The organism is Rhodococcus sp. GXMU-t2271 (assembly GCF_041414735.1).
GTDB lineage: Bacteria > Actinomycetota > Actinomycetes > Mycobacteriales > Mycobacteriaceae > Rhodococcus > Rhodococcus indonesiensis.
In genome coordinates, this window is sequence record NZ_JAUIZP010000026.1 from 33,289 (window position 1) to 53,278 (window position 19,990).

Sequence of the window (19,990 nt, forward strand, 5' to 3'; positions counted from 1 at the left end):
GCAGACGAAGGGGTGTGAGAGTGAAAGACCTGGTCGATACCACGGAGATGTACCTCCGGACGATCTACGACTTGGAGGAAGAGGGCGTCGTGCCGCTGCGTGCGCGCATCGCCGAACGCCTGGAGCAGAGCGGCCCGACCGTGAGTCAGACCGTCGCCCGGATGGAACGGGACGGACTGCTGCGGGTGGCGGGCGACCGGCACCTCGAGCTGACCGAGAAGGGCCGCGATCTGGCGGTGTCGGTCATGCGCAAGCATCGGCTCGCCGAGCGGCTGCTCGTGGACGTGATCGGCCTCGACTGGGAGAACGTGCACGCCGAGGCCTGCCGCTGGGAACACGTGATGAGCGAGGAGGTCGAGCGCCGCCTCGTCGAGGTGCTGCACAACCCCACGACGTCGCCCTACGGCAACCCCATCCCCGGCCTGGACCAGCTCGGCCTGGACCGGCCGGCCGCGGCGGACGAGGCCTTGGTCCGGCTCACCGAGATCCCGCCGGGCAAGCCGACCGCCGTGGTCGTGCGTCGGCTCGCGGAATATGTGCAGTCCGATCACGAGGTGATCGGCCGGCTGCGTGAGGCGGGGATCGTGCCCGACGCACGCGTTACAGTCGAGACGAAGCCTGGGTCGGTGATCATCAACGTGCCCGGCCACGACGGCTTCGAACTTTCCGACGAAATGGCCCACGCGGTGCAGGTGAAGCAGGTCTGAGACAGGACCCTTCGCCGGCCCTGCGCGGGCCGGCGAAGAAGGGCGCACAGCGTGAGGCTTCTGGTGACCGGCGGCGCCGGGTATGTGGGTAGCGTCTGCAGCACGGTGCTGCTCGAGCAGGGGCACGAGGTGGTGGTCCTCGACGACCTGTCCACCGGCAACGCCGACGCCGTGCCGGCCGGCGTGGAGTTCGTCGAGGGCGACATCGCCACCGCCGCCGCGGCGGTACTCGGCGACGGCGCCCGCTCCCGGTTCGACGGGGTGCTGCACTTCGCGGCGCAGTCCCTGGTCGGCGAGTCCGTCGAGCAGCCGGACAAGTACTGGCACGGCAACGTCGTCGCGACCCTCGCCCTGCTCGACGCGATCCGGCGATCGGGAACTCCGCGGCTCGTGTTCTCGTCGACGGCGGCGACGTACGGCGAACCGGAGCGGGTCCCGATCACCGAGGACGCCCCGGCCCGGCCCACCAACCCGTACGGCGCCACGAAACTCGCCATCGACCATGCGATCTCGTCCTACACGCGGGCGTACGGGCTGGCCGCGACGAGCCTGCGCTACTTCAACGTCGCGGGCGCGTACCGCGGCGCCGGGGAGAACCGCGTGGTCGAGACCCACCTGATTCCGCTCGTGCTGCAGGTGGCCCTCGGCCAGCGCGAGCACATCTCGGTGTTCGGCACCGACTGGCCGACCAAGGACGGCACGGCGGTGCGGGACTACATCCATGTCAAGGACCTCGCCGACGCCCATCTCCAGGCACTGGAGGCCGCCCGTCCCGGCGAACACGCCGTCTACAACCTCGGCAGCGGTGAGGGTTTCACCGTCCGGGAGGTCATCGAGGCGTGCCGCCGGGTGACGGGGCTGCCGATCACGGTGGTCGATGCACCCCGGCGTGCCGGGGACCCGGCCGTGCTGATTGCATCGAGCCGCCGCGCCGTCGAGGAACTGGGCTGGAAGCCGCAGCACACGAGCCTCGACGAGATCGTCGCCGACGCCTGGGCCTACCTGCAGGATCTCGGCGACCGGTCGCACGCGGCGCGGCGCTGAGCCGCCGAGGTCACGCGGCGGGCTCCGGCGGGGGCATTCGCACCCCGAGTCGCGCGGCGATCTCGTAGCCGGTGTCGGCGAGGCCGCGCACGGTGTGCGGCCGCAACCCGGCCTGCAGGGCTTGGTCGAGAAGGTCGGCGAGCCGGTGCCGCGGGTTCGATTCGAGTGCCACACCCAGCGCGACCCCGGCGAGCGGTCCGTCGCCGCGTACGTATGCGCTGTAGCCGACGAGGGCGGCGGCCTCGGCTCGTTCCGGATCCGGAAGACGCCGGGTGAGCGCGATCCACAATCGTTCGGCGGTGTCGGCCTCGGCGCCCGTCGCGAGGGCCATCACGGCGTCTCGCACGGTCGAATTGGACAGCAGGACTGCCAGTTCGGCGAGTTCGGGGGCGAGCAGCTCCGCGCCGTCGCCGTGCCGGACGATGTGGCTCAGGACGGCCTCGAGTTCCTGTCGGTCGGCGCGATCGCGGCCGCCGGCGCGGACGGCGAGTTCGTAGGCGAGGTCTCGGGTGTCGATCGCCTCGTCGATGTGGTCGGCGACCTGCATCCGTCCGGGCATCGGCACGGGGGCCAGCAGGTCGGCGAGTTCGGCGCGGGACCGTCGGATGGCTCCGCCCTCGAAGACGCGCGCGGCGGCGACGGGTGAGGCCTGTGGGTCCGGCACCGTCCCGCGCACGCCGCCGACGAGCGCGAACCATGTCCTGCCGCAGGCGACTTCGGAGACGGCGTGTGCGCCGGCGATACGGATCCCGTGACGATCGAGACGGACGGCGAAGTCGTCGAGCAGCCGGCAGGCTGCGGCGACGGCGGGGGCGTCCGGATGGTCGAGGCGGTCGTCGACCAGGACGACGAGCACGGCGTCGGCACCCTCCCGGTCGCAGAGCGCACCGAATCGCTCGAAGACGTCACGCATCGCGGCCGGCACCGGATCGTCCTCGCCGGGAGGCAGGATCAGGTCGTGGCGCATGACGGCGCCGACGGCCGCGGACCGGACGCCGTCGCATCCGCCGCCGGCGTCGGACGCGAGACTGAGCACGATCAGCGACCGGGCAGGAAGGAAGCCGAGCATCGCCGGGACGGCGGCGATCAGATCGCCCGGATCGGTGAGTCGCAGCGGCCGGGACGAGGAAGTCGATGTGGTCATGGCCCGACTGTCCCCGACGGTCGGCGCCGCCGGGGACCGTGAGCCCCGGATTCGCCGAATCTGGGGACGAGCCCTCCGCTTGTGGACAACTCCGGCGGTTGCGGGAGTCCACACCACCCGGTGTCGGTGGGCACTGGTAGCGTGCTGCGCTCACGCGGCGCGCACGCGCTCCACGCTCGCATCGAAGACCTGGGTGAGGCCGTCGGTGTCGGCGGGCCCGGCACCGAAGGACATGTAGGTCACCAGTACCCGCACGTCGCCGATCTGGGCGATGCGGCTGGTCATCGACTGGGTGACCACCTCCCGGCCCTCCCCCGACCGAACGGTCCGGGTGAATGCGAAGGTCTCGACCCCCGGGGCCGCCGGGGGTGCCGACGGGTCGATCGTGGTGGTCACCGTGGCGGTGACGCCCCGGCGGGTCGCCGCCACGACCGGGCATTCGGCGAGACGCTCGCGGTAGGCGGCCAGCTGGTCGGTGACGGCGACGAGTTCCACCGAGATCGTGGCCCGGCTGTCGTTGTCCGTGCCGACCACCATCGCGGTCCCGTCCGGGCCGAAGTTCTGCGGTGGTGGCAGACATCCCGGCGGATCCACCTTGGCACCCTCCGGCACCCCCGTGAGATCGGGAGCGGCCTGGGCGACCGCCTGCGGCGGAAGTACCACGGCGTCGTACGGCTCGGGGAACTCCTCGGGGGGCAGCAGTAGTTCGGCGAGGGGCCGACTCGCGGTGGCGGCGTCGCCCGTGGTGGCCAGCGCGGCCGGCTCGGGCTGGGGTGTCCCGCCGACGGTCGACGAGCACCCGGCCGCGAGCAACAGCGCTGCGCCGAACGCGGCGGCGCCCAGCCGGCGCCCGAGGGTCGGGGGGCGGCGCGGCGGCCGGACGTCGTCTCCTGCGCTGTGGGGTGCCACCGGACCTCCGCTGTCGCGTTCCGCCGGGTCGCGCCCCGGCGGAGGCTGGTCATCAGTTCAACTAGACTCGAACTCCACCATGCCACGCCGGTGACCCGGCGGTACCACGGCGCCCCGGATCGAACGGAGGATGTTCGCATGGACGACCAGTCCCGCATGTACGAGCTCGAGTTCCCTGCTCCCCGGCTGACGTCTGCGGACGGCGAGGGCCCGGTCCTGGTGCACGGCCTCGAAGGGTTCGCCGACGCGGGGCATGCGGTACGGCTCGCCACCACACACCTGCGTGAGAGCCTCGAAAGCGAGCTCGTGGCGTCGTTCGCCGTGGACGAGCTGATCGACTACCGGTCCCGGCGCCCGACCATGACGTTCAAGGCCGATCACTTCTCGGATTACGCCGCCCCGGAACTCAACCTGTACGCCCTGATCGACACCGCCGGTACTCCCTTCCTGCTGCTCGCCGGCGCGGAGCCCGACCTGAAATGGGAGCGGTTCATCACGGCGGTGCGCCTGCTGGCCGAGCAGTTCGGCGTCCGGCGCACGATCGGGATCAGCGCGATCCCGATGGCGATCCCCCACACCCGCCCACTGGGCGTGACCGCGCACTCGACGAACAAGGACCTGATCGCCGATCACCACCGCTGGACCGGCGAACTGCAGGTGCCGGCGGGGGTGTCGTCCCTGCTCGAGTTGCGGATGGCTCAGCACGGGCACGAGTCGGTGGGGTTCTCGGTCCACGTGCCGCACTATCTGGCCCAGACCGACTACCCGGGTGCCGCCGAGACGCTGCTCGAGAACGTCGCCGAAGCCGGGGGGCTCGCGCTGCCCCTGGCCGCGCTCGGCGAAGCCGCCGCACGGGTGCGCGAGCAGATCGACGAGCACATCGCCCAGAACGAGGAAGTGCAGGCGGTGGTCCGGGGACTCGAGCGGCAGTACGACAGCTATGTCGCCGCGCAGGAGCAGCAGGCCGCCCAGCTGCCGACGGACGAGAATCTGCCGACCGGCGAGGAGATCGGCGCCGAGTTCGAACGTTTCCTCGCCGAGTACGACGATCGCGGCGGAAACGGGCCGGGCGAGGCGGAACCGCCCGCCTGACCGGGTTCGAATCGCCGCCGGTCCGACCCCGGATCATTACTCTCTCGTTACCCTTCGCGTTGTGCAGGTCACATACAGTCAGTACGCTCGGTTCGACGAGTTGAGCTGAAGGGTCGGGCCGGTGACGGTCCGGCGCCTCGAACACCACAGGTCGACGAGGATCCGGCGGTCAGGAGACGCACATGGGTTCATCACGCACACGTACGCTCCGGCCGGTACCGGATGCGGAGACGCGGGTGGTCTTCCGGACCATCCACGGCTACCGCCGCGCGTTCCGGCTCGCCGGTGAGGGGCCCGCCCTGCTGCTGATCCACGGGATCGGCGACAACTCCTCGACCTGGCAGGAGGTCATTCCGCATCTCGCCCGCAAGTACACGGTCATCGCCCCCGACCTGCTCGGCCACGGACGCTCCGACAAGCCCCGCGCCGACTATTCGGTCGCCGCATACGCCAACGGTGTGCGAGATCTGCTGTCGGTGCTGGGCATCGAGCACGTCACGGTGGTCGGGCACTCCCTCGGCGGCGGCGTCGCGATGCAGTTCGCGTACCAGTTCCCGCAGATGGTGGACCGGCTGATCCTCGTCTCCTCGGGCGGCGTCACCAAGGACGTCCACCCTGCCCTCCGCCTGCTGTCCATGCCAGGCCTGAGCGAGGTCCTCAAGCTGCTGCGGCTGCCCGGCGCGATGCCGGCGGTACGCGTCGCCGGCGACCTGCTGGGGCAGTTGCACGACACGCCGCTGCGTCCCGGTGTCTTCCTGCACGACACGTCGGATCTGATCCGCGTCCTGAGCGGCCTGCCCGATCCGACCGCCTACGAGGCGTTCCTGCGCACACTACGGGCCGTCGTGGACTGGCGCGGCCAGGTGGTGACGATGCTCGACCGCTGTTACCTGACCGAGAACCTGCCCGTGCAGTTGATCTGGGGAGATCACGACAGCGTGATCCCGGTGAGCCACGGTTACCTGGCACATTCGGCGATGCCGAATTCCCGGCTCGACATCTTCCGCGGCGCCGGTCACTTCCCGTTCCGCGACGATCCCATCCGGTTCCTGCGGGTCGTCGAGGAATTCCTCGACTCGACCGCGCCTCTCGTGTTCGACGAGCAACGCTGGCGTGAGTTGCTGATCAACGGCGTCAGCGAGAACCAGATCACCGGCAGTCCGGCCACCCGGCAGGCTGTGCTCGGTGCAATGGGCGCCGACGAACGCAGCGCCACCTGAGCGCCCCGCTCACCCGCGCGACCGGCCGACCGGACGAGCGCCGTCGTCCGGCGCGTCGGCGCGGTCCCGCCGGCAACAACTAGCCTGGAGCGGTGCTGCTTCCGGAACTGATCCCCGACATCGTCGACGAGGACTCGTTGTTCGACGCCTTCACCGCCTTCACGACCGGGCGCGGCCTCTCGCTGTACCCGGCACAGGAGGAGGCGCTGCTCGAACTGGTCTCCGGGTCGAACGTCATCCTGGCGACGCCGACCGGCTCGGGCAAGTCGATGGTCGCACTCGGTGCGCACTTCTTCGCCCTGGCCACCGGGAAGCGCACGTTCTACACGGCTCCGATCAAGGCACTCGTCAGCGAGAAGTTCTTCGCGCTGTGCGAGGTGTTCGGCGCCGATCGGGTCGGGATGATGACCGGTGACGCCTCGGTGAACCCCGGTGCCCCGATCATCTGCGCCACCGCCGAGATCGTCGCCAATCTGGCGCTGCGCGAGGGCGCCGACTCGGACATCGGCCAGGTGGTGATGGACGAGTTCCACTTCTACTCCGAGCCGGACCGCGGATGGGCCTGGCAGGTGCCCCTCGTCGAACTGCCCCGTGCGCAGTTCCTGTTGATGTCGGCGACCCTCGGTGACGTCACCTTCCTGCAGAAGGACCTGACCCGCCGCACCGGCCGCCCCACCACCGAGGTGTCCGGCTCCGAGCGGCCGGTGCCGCTGTCGTTCACCTATTCCCAGAAGCCGATCGGCGAGGAGATCGAGGAACTGGTCACCACCCACCAGGCCCCTGTCTACGTCGTCCACTTCACCCAGGCCGCCGCCCTGGAACGAGCGCAGGCCCTGACCAGCGTCAGCATGTGCTCCCGCGAGGAGAAGGATGCGATCGCCGAGGCGATCGGCGCGTTCCGGTTCTCCACCGGCTTCGGCAGGACGCTCTCACGGTTGGTGCGCCACGGTATCGGCGTGCACCACGCCGGGATGCTGCCGAAGTACCGGCGACTCGTCGAGCGGCTGGCCCAGGACGGCCTGCTGAAGGTCATCTGCGGCACCGACACGCTGGGCGTGGGCATCAACGTGCCCATCCGCACGGTGTTGCTCACGGGCCTGACGAAATTCGACGGCACCCGGACCCGGCAGCTCAAGGCCCGCGAGTTCCATCAGATCGCCGGTCGCGCCGGCCGCGCCGGGTTCGACACGATGGGCACCGTCGTGGTGCAGGCCCCCGAGCACGAGATCGAGAACGTGCGGGCCCTCGCCAAGGCCGGTGACGACCCGAAGAAGCGCCGCAAGGTGCAGCGCAAGAAGCCGCCCGAGGGGTTCGTCTCGTGGGGCGAGGGGACGTTCGACAAGCTCGTCGCCGCCTCGCCCGAGCCGCTCACGTCCCGCTTCTCCGTGAGCAATTCCATGCTGCTGAACGTCATCGCCCGGCCGGGCAGCTGCTTCGCGGCGATGCGTCATCTGCTCGAGGACAATCACGAAACACGCGCGGCCCAGCGCCGGCACATCCTCAAGGCCATCTCGCTGTATCGGGGGCTCGTGCAGGCCGGCGTGGTGCAGCAGCTCGACGAGCCCGACGAGTTCGGCCGGACGGCGCGCCTGACGGTGGACCTGCAGCGCGACTTCGCGCTGAACCAGCCGCTGTCACCGTTCGCGCTCGCCGCGATCGAACTGCTCGACATCGACTCCCCCACCTATGCGCTGGACGTGGTGTCCGTGATCGAGTCCACGCTCGACGATCCGCGGCAGATCCTCATGGCCCAGCAGCACGCCGCCCGGGGTGAGGCCGTGCAGCAGATGAAGGCCGACGGCATCGAATACGAGGAGCGGATGGAGCTCCTCGAGGAGATCACCTGGCCGAAGCCGCTCGCGGATCTGCTCGAGCCGGCCTTCGAGACGTACCGCGCGGGGCACCCGTGGGTCTCGGAGTTCCCCCTGTCCCCCAAGTCGGTCGTGCGGGACATGGTCGAGCACACCATGACGTTCGCCGAACTGGTCGGCCACTACGGGCTGGCGCGCTCGGAGGGGCTGGTGCTGCGCTACCTCGCGGACGCCTACCGGGCCCTGCGTCAGACGGTTCCCGACGCGGCCCGCACCGAGGAACTCGAAGACCTCACCGAGTGGCTGGGCGAGCTGATCCGCCAGGTCGATTCGAGCCTGCTCGACGAGTGGGAGTCGCTGACCAACCCGGGCATCGAATCCGACGACCAGCAGGTGGCCTTCGGCGCGGATGTGCCCAAACCGATCTCGGCGAACCCACGGGCGTTCAAGGTGATGGTGCGCAATGCGATGTTCAAGCGGGTGGAACTGGCGTCGCGCCGACGCTGGGACGCCCTCGCCGACCTCGGTGACGGGCTCGAAGCGCAGGACTGGGCCGATCTGCTCGAACTGTACTTCGAGGAGTACGACGAGATCGGCACCGGTCCCGACGCGCGGGGCCCGCAGCTGTTCACCGTCGTCGAGGAGAAGGACCTGTGGCGGGTCCGGCAGACCCTGGCCGACCCCGAGGGCGACCACGGCTGGGCGCTGCTCGGCGAGGTGAACCTCGCCGAATCCGATGCGGCCGGCGAGGTCGTGTTCGACGAGTTCGAGATCGTCGAGGGCTGAGCTGTGCCGCCGCCTCTGGTCCTGCGCAATGCCCGCACGGCCCCCGGCGCCGACCCGGTCGACCTGCCGATCAGCGGCGACCGCATCGACGCGGATCCCACGGGCGGCGCCGAGATCGTCGACGTCGAGGGGCGACTCGTGCTGCCGGGGCTGTGGGACGCGCACGTGCACTTCGACCAGTGGGCCCTCGCGCAGGCCGCGCTCGACCTGTCGGGCGCGACGTCGGCCGCGCACGCGGTCGCGCTGGTGGCCGCCCGGCTGGCCGTCGACTCCACTCCCGTCCTGGTCGCCCGCGGATTCCGCGACGGGCTGTGGCCGGATGCACCCACCGCGGCGGCGCTCGACGCGATCGCCCCCGGCCGGCCGGTTGTCGCACTGAGCGCGGACCTACACTGCGCTTGGTTCAATACTTTTGCGCTACAACACTTCTCGCTGCATCCACACCCCACGGGTGTGCTACGCGAGAGCGAGTTCATGCCGCTGATGAACGACATCCAGCGCGTGGACCCCGAGGTGCGCGACCGCCTCGTGGACGCCGCGGCCCGGGCGGCCGCGGCCCGCGGTGTCGTCGGCGTCGTCGACTTCGAGATCGCCGACAATCTCGCCGCATGGACACGCCGCATCGGCGCCGGGACGCGGTATCTGCGGGTCCGGTGCGGCATCTGGCCGCGGTGGCTCGGCGCTGCGATCGCGGCGGGAATGCGTACCGGCGACGCGGTACCTGGCACGGCAGGTCTGGCGACGGTCGGTCCCGTGAAGGTGATCGTCGACGGATCGCTGGGCACTCGCACCGCCTACTGCCACGAGCCGTATCCCGACGGAGAGCGCGGGGTGCTGTCGGTGCCCCCGGAACAACTGCAGCCGCTGATGCGCCACGCCCACGACCACGGGTTCGAGAGCGCTGTCCACGCGATCGGCGACCACGCGTGCGAGCACGTGCTCGACGCGTTCGCCGCCACCGGGGCACACGGCAGCGTGGAACACGCCCAGCTCGTGGCCGAACGCGACGTCCCCCGCTTCGCGCGGTCCGGTATCGCGGCGAGCATCCAGCCGGCACACGTGTACGACGACGTGGACCTGGCCGAGCGGTACTGGCCCGGCCGGACGCACCGCTCGTTCCCGTACGCCACGCTCCACGCGGCGGGCGCGCGCCTCGTCCTCGGCTCCGACGCACCGGTCGCGCCGCTCGATCCGTGGCGGACGCTGGCCGCCGCGATCGACCGCACCCTGCCCGACGGCCGGGTCTGGCACCGCGAACAGGAATTGGAACTGCAGGTCGCGCTGGCAGCGTCCACCGGCGGCCGGACCCGCGTCACCGTCGGCGACGTCGCCGATCTGGTGGTGCTCGACACGGACACGCTGCCGCGCTCCGGCGCGGAGCTGGCCGCGACGGCGGTGTGGGGCACGATGCTCGGCGGCCGCTGGACGCACGGGCCGCTAGCCTGAGCGGGTGAGCGAGATGTCCGCCCCGGCGTTCCGGCTGGGCTACGTCCCCGGCGTCACCCCCGGGAAATGGGCGCGGGTGTGGGCGGAACGGATACCCGACGTCCCCCTGGAACTGGTACCGGTGGCGGCCGCCGCCGGCGAGAGCGCGGTGCGCGACGGCACGGTCGACGCCGCGGTGCTGCGGCTGCCGCTGCCTCGCGAGGGACTATCGGTGATCAATCTGTACACCGAGACGTCGGTGGTGGTCGTGCCCGAAGAGCATGCGGTCGCGGCAGTCGAGGAACTGGACGTCGCGGATCTCGCAGAGGAAACGGTGCTGCATCCGCGCGACGACGTGCTGGACTGGGCGCACCTGCCGGGACAGGAGGCGTTCGAGCGACCGCCTACGACGGAGACGGCCGTATCGTACGTCGCCTCGGAGGTGGGGGTGCTGGTCGTGCCGCAGTCGTTGGCGCGGCTGTACCACCGCAGGGATCTGACGTATCGGCCGGTGACCGATGCCCCGCAGTCGCAGGTGGGACTGGTGTGGCTGTCGGAGCGGACCACCGAGCTGGTCGAGGAGTTCGTCGGGATCGTGCGGGGTCGCACCGCCAACAGCTCGCGGGGCCGGCAGGACGAGTCCCAGCCGAAGCAGAAGCGGCGCGGGGAACGCCAGGGTTCGCAACCGAAGAAGGTCGTCGGCGACAAGAAGCCGAAGACCCGCCGCGGCAATGCGGGACGCCCGAAGAGCGCCGGACGTGCGCGGCGGCGCCGATAGCGGATCCGGCGGGGTGACCGGTCGCGGTGCGGGGAGACCGCGGGACGCCCCGCGCAGGGCCCCGGCGTGCGTCCGCTCACCCCGAACGCACGAGGCAGAACACGTGACCGGACGGATCACGGTAGGTGCGGAAGGTAGGGCTGGGGTTGGGACCCGGGACGCGGGTCGCGCCGTGCCGCAGGGCCCACGCCTCCGCGGCCTCGAGGTCGTCGACCTCGAGGTCCAGGTGCGCCTGCAACCCCACCCTGCCGTCCGGCCACGTGGACGGGGTGAATCCGGGTGCCAGCTGGAACGCCAGGCCTCCGCCGGCCGGGGCACGCAACTGGACCCAGTCGTCGTCGGTGGCGGCGTCGTCGATGTCCCAGCCGAGCAGCGCGGAATAGAACGAGGCCAGCCCGGACGGATCCGGGGTGTCGAGGACGTAGACCTGCAGTGCGATGGCGGGACGTGACATGGGCTCATGATCCCGCGAAGTCACCGTGCGAGGCCGGGGAACGGGGCGATTCGGCGGCGCAGGCTCCCGGCGGCGCCCCAGAGCGTGCGCCCCTCACCCGTTCCCGGGAAGCACGACCTCGATCTCACGCCCCCACGAGACGCCGGGAGCGGCCGGAAGCCGGTCTCCGCTCCAGAACCGTCCGGGATCGTACCAATTGCTGCCGCGTCCGCGCTGCTCGAGCAGGCCCATCGCCTCGAGGGTCGCGCCCACCACCTCGGCGCAGTACGCGCGCTCGAGACTCGCATCCGGACGTGTGCGCCACGGCAGCCGGCCCGCGAACCAGCGCCCGGCCAGCCGGCCCGTCGACGGGAACGGCGTGCCGTCGAGCCGGGCTACGGTGCGCAGCAACTGGTCCTCCTGCGCCGGCGTCACCTCGACGTCGAGCTGGCGCAGCCAGCCACGCTGGCCGTACCGGGCGCTCCACACCTGGACCGCCGCGCGCAGGTCGTGCAGTTGCACACCGCGGTGGTGCCGGCCGGTCCACATGTCCGGCAGGCTCCTGCCCAGCTCGGCGTGCCACATCAGTGGTGGCAGGTCGTCGAGCACCACGGCCATGCCGACGTGGTTGACGGGGGCGTTGGTCAGCGTCTGGATCGCCCGGTCGGCATTGCTGGTGCCGCGGAAGATCCACAGGTCGCCGGTGCGGGTCAGCGCCACCGCCTCGTCGAGGGTGATCCTGGACTTCGGCGGGCTCGGCTGCGGCATGTGCGACAGCCTCTCATGTGGAACCGTCGTGGCTCACCGTCCGTTGCGCGCCGGCGGGACGGAGAGACCCGTGCAGCGAGTGCCCGATCTCGCGCGGTCTAGGCTCGCGCGCATGGCATTGAAGGGCAGGCAGTGGTGGAAGCTCGTCGGCCTGGCCGGTGCAGTCGGCGTCGCCGCGACGGGCGCAGTCGTCATGCGCGACGAGCGCAGGCGGCGTGCGTACACCGCCGACGAGGTACGCACGAAACTGCACGACCGCTACGCCCGCGTCGCCGCCGCGCACGACACGCAGAGCGCGGTGCCCCTGGACGAGGTGACGACGGGACTGTGCACGCGGATCCGCACCGGGCTCCGACGGATCCGGGTCCGTCGCTGAGGCGGCCACGTCGGCCACCGATCACCCCAGGGCGGAGGCGAACCCGTCCGAGAGGTCCTGCACCTGCTCGTCCGTCATCACGAAGGACGGCGAGATCTGCAGCGCACCCTGCCCCGCCGCACGGCTCGAAATCCCGTGCTGCCGAAGCGTCTTCACGAACTGCAGCGCCTCGGACGCGTCGGCGAGCTGCACTGCGGCCACGGCACCGAGTCCGCTGCGGACCTCCGCGACGCGCGGGTGCTCGGCCAGCGGGGACAGCTTCTCGTGCAGGGTCCGCTCCAGTCGCGCCGACTCGGCGAGCAGGTTCTCGCGCTCGAGGATATCCAGGTTCGCCAGGGCCGCCGCCGCGGCACCGGCATGCCCGCCGTAGGTGTAGCCGTGTCGCCACCACACCCCGCCGGCGAAGAACGGTTCGGCGACCTTCGGGGCCACGAAGACCGCGCCCATCGGCACGTACCCGGAGGTGAGGCCCTTCGCTGTGGTCATCAGGTCCGGTTCCAGACCGAACCGGTCGGAGGCGAACCACGAGCCGCCGATGCGGCCGAATCCGGTGACAACCTCGTCGACCACGAAGAGCACGTCGTGCTCGCGGCAGATGTCGCGGACCTCGGCAAGATAGCCCTCCGGCGGCAGATAGACACCACCCGCGCCGATGACGGGCTCGCAGAAGAACGCCGCGATCCGGTCGGCGCCGACCCGTTCGATGAGGGCGAGCAGCGACTTCGCGTCGTCCCACGACACCTTGGCGGCGTCGTCCCAGAGGCTCCCGTACCCCTCGGCGTTGACCGGGATCCCGGCGAGGGACGTGCCCCCGACGTGCATGCCGTGGTAGGCCTTCTCCCGGCTGACGACGAGGGTCTTCTCCGGCCGTCCCATCTCCTGCCAGTAGCGGCGCGTCAGCTTGGCCGCCGTGTCGATCGAATCCGAACCGCCCGAGGTGAAGAAGATCTTGCTGCCGGGTACGGGTGCGATCGTGGCGAGCCGTTCCGCCAGTTCGACGGTCGGCTCCGCGGCGAGGTCGCCGAAGTTGGAGTAGTGCGCGACCTTCGCCAGCTGCGCTGCCACTGCGTCACCGATCTCGGAGCGGCCGTGGCCGACGTTCGCGAACCAGAGGCCGGCGGTGGCATCGAGATACCTGGTGCCGGCTCGGTCCCAGATGTAGGCGCCTTCGCCGCGCGCGACGACGAACGCACCGTCCCGCTCGACGACACCCATGTCTGCGAACCCGTGCCACAACGCGCCCACGATCTGCTCCTGTTCCACGAACGGCGATGAAACCGCCATCCTATGCGCCGGGCGGCGCGTAGCGAGAACGCGCGCTTCGCTAGGCTGTACATCCAGCATGTCCACCTCACGCGAGACTCCGCGCTCCCCTACCCCGCCCGGGCCGACACGCCGTGACCTGAAGGCGGCCCTCGACCACGTGTCGCTGCGCGACGAGCATCGCCTTCGCCGGCGGCTCGACCGTACCCGCCGGCCCGGGGACCTGGCGAAGATCGCCGACGAGATCGAGCAGGCCCGACTGCGGCTCGCCGCTCGGGTGGCCGCCGCGCCGACCGTCACCTACCCCGAGAACCTCCCGGTCTCGCAGCACAAGGACGACATCGCCGCCGCGATCCGCGACCACCAGGTCGTCATCGTCGCCGGGGAGACCGGGTCCGGCAAGACCACCCAGATCCCGAAGATCTGCCTCGAACTGGGCCGCGGGGTGCGCGGCCTGATCGGGCACACGCAGCCGCGCCGGATCGCCGCCCGCGCGGTCGCCGAGCGCATCGCCGAGGAACTCGACTCCGAGCTCGGCGACACCGTCGGCTACACCGTCCGGTTCACCGATCAGGTGTCGGACGCCACCCTGATCAAGCTGATGACCGACGGCATCCTCCTCGCCGAGATCCAGCGCGATCGGCTGCTGCGCCGATACGACACCCTCGTCATCGACGAGGCGCACGAACGCAGCCTCAACATCGACTTCATCCTCGGCTACCTCAAGGAACTGCTCCCCCGCCGACCGGACCTGAAGGTGATCATCACCTCGGCGACGATCGACCCCGAGCGGTTCGCGAACCACTTCGCAGCGGCCGACGGCACGCCCGCGCCCATCGTCGAAGTCTCCGGCCGCACCTATCCGGTCGAGATCCGCTACCGGCCCCTGACGGTCGAGGTGGGCGACACACTGGTCGACCGCGACCCGGTCGACGCCGTCTGTGAGGCCGTCGAGGAACTCGCCGCCGAGGGCGACGGGGACGTCCTCGTCTTCCTCTCCGGTGAACGCGAGATCCGTGACACCGCCGATGCCCTGCGCGAGCGCAAGCTCCGGGGCACCGAGATCCTGCCCCTGTACGCACGGCTGTCGGCCGCCGAGCAGCACCGGGTGTTCACCCCGCATACCGGCCGGCGAGTGGTGTTGTCCACCAACGTCGCCGAGACCTCGCTCACCGTGCCGGGCATCCGCTACGTCGTCGACCCCGGCACCGCGCGAATCTCCCGCTACTCGGTGCGCACCAAGGTCCAGCGACTGCCGATCGAGGAGATCTCGCAGGCCTCGGCGCGGCAGCGGTCCGGACGCTGCGGCCGTGTCGCCGACGGCATCTGTATCCGGCTGTATTCGGAGGAGGACTTCGAGGCCCGCCCCGAGTTCACCGAGCCGGAGATTCTGCGCACCAACCTCGCCTCGGTCGTGCTGCAGATGACGGCGCTCGGACTCGGGGACATCGCCTCGTTCCCCTTCGTCGAAGCCCCCGACCCGCGCGCCGTCCGCGACGGCATCGCGCTGCTCGAGGAACTCGGGGCGCTCGAACGGGCAGCGAAGGACGAACTGCCCCGGCTCACCGGGACCGGGCGCGAACTCGCGCTGCTGCCGGTCGATCCGCGCATGGCCCGGATGATCGTGGAGGGGCACCGCAACGGATGCCTGCGCGAAGTCCTGATCATCGTCGCCGCCCTGTCGATCCAGGACGTGCGCGAGCGCCCGGCCGAGTTCCAGCAGGCGGCCGACGAGAAGCACGCCCGGTTCGCCGTGGAGGGCTCGGACTTCCTCGCCTACCTGCAACTGTGGGACTACCTCAAGCAGCAGCGGAAGGAGCTGTCGTCCAGCAGGTTCCGCAAGATGTGCCGCGACGAGTTCCTGCACTGGCTGCGGATCCGGGAATGGCAGGACCTGCAGGGCCAGCTCCGTCAGATCACCCTGAACCTCGGCTGGGAGACCCGGCACCAGGACGTGGGGCCCGACGCGATCCACCAGTCGCTGCTGGCGGGGCTGCTCTCGCACGTCGGCCTGCGCGAGGGCGAGAAGCGGGACTTCCTCGGCGCGCGCGGAACCCGGTTCGGGATCTTCCCCGGTTCGTCGCTGGCCAGGAAGCCGCCGCGCTGGGTGATGGCGGCCGAGCTCGTCGAGACGTCGCGGCTGTGGGCCCGGACGGCGGCGCGCATCGAGCCCGAGTGGGCCGAGAAGCTCGCGCCGCACCTGGTCAAACGCACCTATTCCGAACCGCACTGGTCCACCAAGCGCGAGGCGGCGATGGCCTACGAGCGGGTCACGCTCTACGGCATCCCCCTCGTGGCGCAACGGCCGGTGCAGTACGGGGCGATCGACAGAGAGGCCTCCCGCGAGCTGTTCATCCGGCACGCCCTCGTGCAGGGCGAGTGGCGGACGCGTCACAAGTTCTTCCATGCCAACCGCGCGCTGCTGGACGACGTCGAGGCGCTCGAGCACCGGGCCCGCCGGCGTGACATCCTCGTCGACGACGAGACCCTGTTCGACTTCTACGACCAGCGCGTCGGACCGGAAGTCGTGTCGGCGCGGCACTTCGACACGTGGTGGAAGAAGGAGCGGCAGAAGAATCCCGAACTGCTCACCTTCACCCCGGACACGGTGGTCAACCAGGACGCCGCCGCGGTCCTCGGCGGCGACTACCCCGACGCGTGGCGGCAGGGCGATCTGCAGTTCCCCCTCACCTACCAATTCGAGCCCGGCACGGAAGAGGACGGCGTCACCGTCCGCATCCCCGTGGCACTGCTCGCCGGGGTCCGGCCCGTCGGCTTCGACTGGTCGGTGCCCGGCATGCGCGTCGAGCTCGTCACCGCCCTCATCAAGACACTCCCCAAGCATCTTCGCCGCCAAGTGGTTCCGGCACCGGACTTCGCCGCGGCGGCCCTCGCGTCGGTCCGGGCCCGATCCGAGCCCCTCGTCAACGCGATGGCCCGGGAGCTGTCGCGGCTCGGTGCGACACGGATCGAGCCGGGCGACTTCGACCCGGCCGCGCTGCCGGACCACCTGCGGATGACGTTCGCCGCCGTCGACGAACGAGGGTCGGTTCTCGCGCGCAGCAAGAGCCTGACCGACCTGCGCAGACGGCTGGAAACCCGCGTCGAGGCCGAGGTTTCGCGGGCGGCGTCGAGCACCGAACGTGCGCCGGCACTGGTCTGGACAGCCGACACCCTCGGCACCCTCGAACCCACGGTGACACGCACGGTGGCCGGTCAGCGCGTGACGGGATACCCGACGCTGGTCTCCGAGGATCGTGGCGTGGCGGTCCGGGTGCTCAGCACCCCGCAGGCGCAGCAGGCCGCGATGCGCACCGGGTTGCGGGCACTGCTCCTCGAGGCGGTCCCCGTGCAGGCGCGCGCTGCGGCGACGGGTCTGAGCAACAGCGAGCGGCTGGCGCTCGGACGCAACCCCGACGGCTCGTTCGAGGATCTGCTCGAGGACTGCCGGGCCTGTGCGGTGGACGAGTCGATCGTCCGGCACGGCAAGCCGGTACGCACACCCGACGAGTTCACCGCGTTGGTGAAGGTGGTGCGGGCCCAGCTGCCGGACCGGGTCGCGGCGCTCCTGAAACTCGTCGTGCCCGCCCTGGCGCGTGCACACGACGTGGAAGTACTGCTCGAGAAGGTGCGCGGCGAGGCTGCCGAGGACGTGCGGGAACAGCTGGCCTCACTACTCTTCCAGGGATTCGTCACCGAGCTGGGCAGTGCCCGGCTCGCCGACCTGCCCCGCTATCTGGCCGCGGCGGCATACCGGCTCGAAGCGCTGCCGGCGAGCGCGCACCGCGACCGGCAGGGCATGGACGTGCTGGACCGGGTCTACGCCGAGTACGACCGCCTGCTCGCACGACTGCCGCAGGAGCGGACCACCGCCCCCGATGTGGTGGCGATCTCGTGGATGATCGAGGAGCTGCGGGTCAGCCTGTTCGCCCAGCACCTCGGGACCCGTGGGCCGATTTCGGAGCAGCGGATCCTCAAGGCCGTCGCGGCGATTCGCTGAGCGGCACCGTGTCCCGCCGGGCGATCAGTCCTCGGACCCGGTCTCGCGCCGGTGCTGGTGCTCGCGCAACTCCTTGATCTCGCGCTCGAAATCCTCTGCAGAGCTGAAGGACCGGTAGACGGAGGCGAATCGCAGGTACGCCACCTCGTCCAGGTCGCGCAGGGGTCCGAGGATGGCCAGACCGACCTCGTTGCTCGGGATCTCCGGGGACCCCTTGGCCCGCACCGCGTCCTCGACCTGCTGGGCGAGGAGGTTGAGGGCATCGTTGTCGACGTCTCGCCCCTGACAGGCCCGAGCTACGCCGCGCACCACCTTCTCCCGGCTGAAAGGTTCGGTGACGCCGCTGCGCTTGACGACCGACAGCACCGCCGTCTCGACCGTCGTGAACCGCCTGCCGCACTGGGGGCATGCTCTCCGGCGCCGGATCGCAGCACCCTCGTCGGCCTCCCGGGAATCGACGACGCGGGAATCGGGGTGCCGGCAATACGGGCAGTACATGTCGATTCCTTCGTCGTAGCCGTGCTGGCCGCGACGTCGGCGTGGAACCGATGCCGTCCTCCCGAGACCGGACCCACCGGCAGGCGAATCGCTCTCGGCGCGACCACACGAGGTGGTGTCACTGACAAGAGTCGACAATACCTGCATACCCGGGTCGTCGGCCGAACCCGGTGCCTGCACGCCCATGCCACGTCACCGCGGCGCAGACGCCGGGACGAGCAGGGTCTGGCCGGTGCGGAGGCGGCCGTCCGGCATGGCGTTGAGGTCGAGGATCCGCTCGATCGCCTCGGACCGGGACACACCCGGAGCCACCCGGGCCGCGACGTCGCCGAGCGACTCGCCCGCCTGGACGACGGTGACGTCGGTGCGTGCGGCGCCGGCCGCGACCTGGCTGGTGCGCAGGTGCGCGATGCCGAGCAGTCCCGCAGTCACGAGCGCGGTCAGCAGCGCCGTCGCGAGTACGGTGCCCGGGCGGGTGCGCGTGACCTCGGCCGGCCGGTGCGGAACGCGTGAGACCCGGACCGGAACGCGCCGGTAGTCCACGATCCCCGCGTCCGGACGGACGGGGAGCCGGCGGTCTGCCGCCTCGTGCGGGCGTCGCACGAGATGCGTCGTCCCGGCACGGCGTGCCCCGCCGCCGGTGTCGTGCGGCCCGGGGTCGTCGAACTGCGGGTCGTTCCGTTCGGTCCGGCGCACTGCTGATGTCCTCATCGAGGCCTCCGTGTCACTCGTGCGTGTCACTCGTCCGTGTCACATGTCCGCGGGACAGGACCCGCGGCGGAACTTCGGTCATCGCTCGGTCGACTCTTGTTCGATCACGTGTTCGAAAGAACGTATGTTCGATGTGTACCACGTCGCGCCGGCAAAGTCAGCACAACGGGCGGAAAACGTCGAACAGATGTTTGATAACCGGGCCGCGGAGAGCTAGATTCGTTCCATCACATCCAGCACATCCGACCCACGACGCACGGAGGTCACGACATGACGGACGGCCATCCCCCGGCCGGGCGGAGCCGGACGACCACCGCGGATCCGGCCGTCGGCCTGACGGAACGCCAGCGCCGCGTCCTCGAGGTGATCCGCGAATCGGTCACCGAGCGCGGCTACCCGCCGAGCATCCGCGAGATCGGCGACGCGGTGGGCCTCAATTCCACCTCGTCGGTGGCGCACCAGCTGCGCACCCTCGAGCGCAAGGGTTTCCTCCGGCGCGATCCGAACCGTCCCCGCGCGGTGGACGTGCGCGGCCTCGACGATTCGCAGCCGCCGGCGCCGCAGGGACAGCCGGTGGACGGAGTCGACGTCGCCGCCGGGTCCCCCACGTCGGCTGCCATGGTCCCCGTGCTGGGCAGGATCGCCGCGGGCGGGCCGATCCTGGCGGAGGAGTCCGTCGAGGACGTGTTCCCGCTCCCGAGAGAACTGGTGGGGCAGGGTTCGCTGTTCCTGCTCAAGGTCGTCGGCGAATCGATGGTCGACGCGGCCATCTGTGACGGCGACTGGGTCGTGGTGCGCCAGCAGAACGTCGCGGACAACGGGGACATCGTCGCCGCGATGCTCGACGGCGAAGCGACCGTGAAGACGTTCAAGCGCGTACACAACGACGTGTGGCTGATGCCGCACAACCCGATGTTCGAACCGATCCCGGGCAACGACGCGGTGATCCTCGGCAAGGTCGTGACCGTGATCCGCAAGATCTGACCTCGCCACTTCCGCCGAACATGCACGGGCGGGGGCCCGCG

17 protein-coding genes are annotated in these 19,990 nt (G+C 70.6%); 10 read left to right on the forward strand and 7 right to left on the reverse strand.

Annotated elements, in window-relative coordinates; translation table 11 throughout:
- Nucleotides 1–20 precede the first annotated feature (20 nt).
- On the forward strand, nucleotides 21–707 hold the full coding sequence (locus tag QYS60_RS09945) for a metal-dependent transcriptional regulator (protein ID WP_003935596.1): 687 nt from the start codon (nucleotides 21–23) through the stop codon (nucleotides 705–707).
- 51 nt (nucleotides 708–758) lie between these two features.
- The gene (gene galE, locus QYS60_RS09950; RefSeq protein WP_371383028.1) at nucleotides 759–1,751 is read left to right on the forward strand and encodes a UDP-glucose 4-epimerase GalE; all 993 of its coding nucleotides are present in this window, start codon (nucleotides 759–761) and stop codon (nucleotides 1,749–1,751) included.
- A 10-nt stretch (nucleotides 1,752–1,761) separates the two neighbouring features.
- Here galE and QYS60_RS09955 read toward each other — a convergent pair whose 3' ends face one another.
- Together QYS60_RS09955 and QYS60_RS09960 are read right to left on the reverse strand one after the other, a co-directional pair.
- Nucleotides 1,762–2,895, reverse strand: a complete 1,134-nt coding sequence (locus QYS60_RS09955; RefSeq protein ID WP_371383029.1) for a DUF4192 domain-containing protein — start codon at nucleotides 2,893–2,895, stop codon at nucleotides 1,762–1,764.
- 150 nt (nucleotides 2,896–3,045) lie between these two features.
- Nucleotides 3,046–3,804, reverse strand: coding sequence for a sensor domain-containing protein (locus tag QYS60_RS09960; protein ID WP_371383030.1), 759 nt, complete (start codon nucleotides 3,802–3,804; stop codon nucleotides 3,046–3,048).
- Between the two features lie 138 nt (nucleotides 3,805–3,942).
- On the opposite strand from QYS60_RS09960, the gene QYS60_RS09965 reads away from it, so the two are divergent.
- From QYS60_RS09965 to QYS60_RS09985, 5 genes are all read left to right on the forward strand, one after another.
- A complete protein-coding gene (locus tag QYS60_RS09965) occupies nucleotides 3,943–4,896 on the forward strand; it encodes a proteasome assembly chaperone family protein (RefSeq protein WP_003935600.1) in 954 nt (317 codons plus the stop codon).
- Between the two features lie 182 nt (nucleotides 4,897–5,078).
- Complete coding sequence (locus tag QYS60_RS09970; protein ID WP_003935601.1) at nucleotides 5,079–6,116, forward strand: alpha/beta fold hydrolase; 1,038 nt, start codon at nucleotides 5,079–5,081, stop codon at nucleotides 6,114–6,116.
- Nucleotides 6,117–6,208: 92 nt separating this feature from the next.
- Nucleotides 6,209–8,713: an RNA helicase gene (locus tag QYS60_RS09975; RefSeq protein ID WP_289380377.1), complete on the forward strand. Its 2,505-nt coding sequence runs from the start codon at nucleotides 6,209–6,211 to the stop codon at nucleotides 8,711–8,713.
- A gap of 3 nt (nucleotides 8,714–8,716) precedes the next feature.
- Nucleotides 8,717–10,159, forward strand: coding sequence for an amidohydrolase (locus QYS60_RS09980; protein ID WP_371383031.1), 1,443 nt, complete (start codon nucleotides 8,717–8,719; stop codon nucleotides 10,157–10,159).
- A 4-nt stretch (nucleotides 10,160–10,163) separates the two neighbouring features.
- On the forward strand, nucleotides 10,164–10,916 hold the full coding sequence (locus QYS60_RS09985) for a LysR family substrate-binding domain-containing protein (RefSeq protein ID WP_371383032.1): 753 nt from the start codon (nucleotides 10,164–10,166) through the stop codon (nucleotides 10,914–10,916).
- 76 nt (nucleotides 10,917–10,992) lie between these two features.
- Here QYS60_RS09985 and QYS60_RS09990 read toward each other — a convergent pair whose 3' ends face one another.
- Together QYS60_RS09990 and QYS60_RS09995 are read right to left on the reverse strand one after the other, a co-directional pair.
- Nucleotides 10,993–11,370, reverse strand: a complete 378-nt coding sequence (locus tag QYS60_RS09990) for a VOC family protein (protein ID WP_003935605.1) — start codon at nucleotides 11,368–11,370, stop codon at nucleotides 10,993–10,995.
- A 93-nt stretch (nucleotides 11,371–11,463) separates the two neighbouring features.
- Complete coding sequence (locus tag QYS60_RS09995) at nucleotides 11,464–12,117, reverse strand: hypothetical protein (protein WP_371383033.1); 654 nt, start codon at nucleotides 12,115–12,117, stop codon at nucleotides 11,464–11,466.
- A 112-nt stretch (nucleotides 12,118–12,229) separates the two neighbouring features.
- On the opposite strand from QYS60_RS09995, the gene QYS60_RS10000 reads away from it, so the two are divergent.
- Nucleotides 12,230–12,493 carry a hypothetical protein gene (locus tag QYS60_RS10000; RefSeq protein WP_371383034.1) on the forward strand — a complete coding sequence of 88 codons (264 nt, stop codon included), beginning with the start codon at nucleotides 12,230–12,232 and terminating at the stop codon, nucleotides 12,491–12,493.
- 21 nt (nucleotides 12,494–12,514) lie between these two features.
- Here QYS60_RS10000 and QYS60_RS10005 read toward each other — a convergent pair whose 3' ends face one another.
- Nucleotides 12,515–13,777, reverse strand: a complete 1,263-nt coding sequence (locus QYS60_RS10005) for an aspartate aminotransferase family protein (RefSeq protein ID WP_371383035.1) — start codon at nucleotides 13,775–13,777, stop codon at nucleotides 12,515–12,517.
- A 58-nt stretch (nucleotides 13,778–13,835) separates the two neighbouring features.
- On the opposite strand from QYS60_RS10005, the gene hrpA reads away from it, so the two are divergent.
- Complete coding sequence (gene hrpA, locus QYS60_RS10010; protein ID WP_371383036.1) at nucleotides 13,836–17,756, forward strand: ATP-dependent RNA helicase HrpA; 3,921 nt, start codon at nucleotides 13,836–13,838, stop codon at nucleotides 17,754–17,756.
- A gap of 24 nt (nucleotides 17,757–17,780) precedes the next feature.
- Here hrpA and nrdR read toward each other — a convergent pair whose 3' ends face one another.
- A complete protein-coding gene (gene nrdR, locus QYS60_RS10015; RefSeq protein ID WP_003935610.1) occupies nucleotides 17,781–18,254 on the reverse strand; it encodes a transcriptional regulator NrdR in 474 nt (157 codons plus the stop codon).
- A 192-nt stretch (nucleotides 18,255–18,446) separates the two neighbouring features.
- Entirely contained in the window at nucleotides 18,447–18,965 is a 519-nt protein-coding gene (locus QYS60_RS10020) for a LysM peptidoglycan-binding domain-containing protein (protein ID WP_100246237.1), read from the reverse strand.
- Between the two features lie 270 nt (nucleotides 18,966–19,235).
- On the opposite strand from QYS60_RS10020, the gene lexA reads away from it, so the two are divergent.
- Nucleotides 19,236–19,949 carry a transcriptional repressor LexA gene (gene lexA, locus QYS60_RS10025; protein WP_371383037.1) on the forward strand — a complete coding sequence of 238 codons (714 nt, stop codon included), beginning with the start codon at nucleotides 19,236–19,238 and terminating at the stop codon, nucleotides 19,947–19,949.
- Nucleotides 19,950–19,990: the final 41 nt, after the last annotated feature.

Coding starts and splice junctions, on each gene's coding strand:
- QYS60_RS09955 (WP_371383029.1), bottom strand. CDS start 2,895: ATGACCACATCGACTTCCTCGTCCCGGCCGCTGCGACTCACCGATCCG.
- QYS60_RS09965 (WP_003935600.1), top strand. CDS start 3,943: ATGGACGACCAGTCCCGCATGTACGAGCTCGAGTTCCCTGCTCCCCGG.
- QYS60_RS09970 (WP_003935601.1), top strand. CDS start 5,079: ATGGGTTCATCACGCACACGTACGCTCCGGCCGGTACCGGATGCGGAG.
- QYS60_RS09990 (WP_003935605.1), bottom strand. CDS start 11,370: ATGTCACGTCCCGCCATCGCACTGCAGGTCTACGTCCTCGACACCCCG.
- QYS60_RS09995 (WP_371383033.1), bottom strand. CDS start 12,117: ATGCCGCAGCCGAGCCCGCCGAAGTCCAGGATCACCCTCGACGAGGCG.
- QYS60_RS10000 (WP_371383034.1), top strand. CDS start 12,230: ATGGCATTGAAGGGCAGGCAGTGGTGGAAGCTCGTCGGCCTGGCCGGT.
- QYS60_RS10005 (WP_371383035.1), bottom strand. CDS start 13,777: ATGGCGGTTTCATCGCCGTTCGTGGAACAGGAGCAGATCGTGGGCGCG.
- hrpA (WP_371383036.1), top strand. CDS start 13,836: ATGTCCACCTCACGCGAGACTCCGCGCTCCCCTACCCCGCCCGGGCCG.
- nrdR (WP_003935610.1), bottom strand. CDS start 18,254: ATGTACTGCCCGTATTGCCGGCACCCCGATTCCCGCGTCGTCGATTCC.
- QYS60_RS10020 (WP_100246237.1), bottom strand. CDS start 18,965: ATGAGGACATCAGCAGTGCGCCGGACCGAACGGAACGACCCGCAGTTC.
- lexA (WP_371383037.1), top strand. CDS start 19,236: ATGACGGACGGCCATCCCCCGGCCGGGCGGAGCCGGACGACCACCGCG.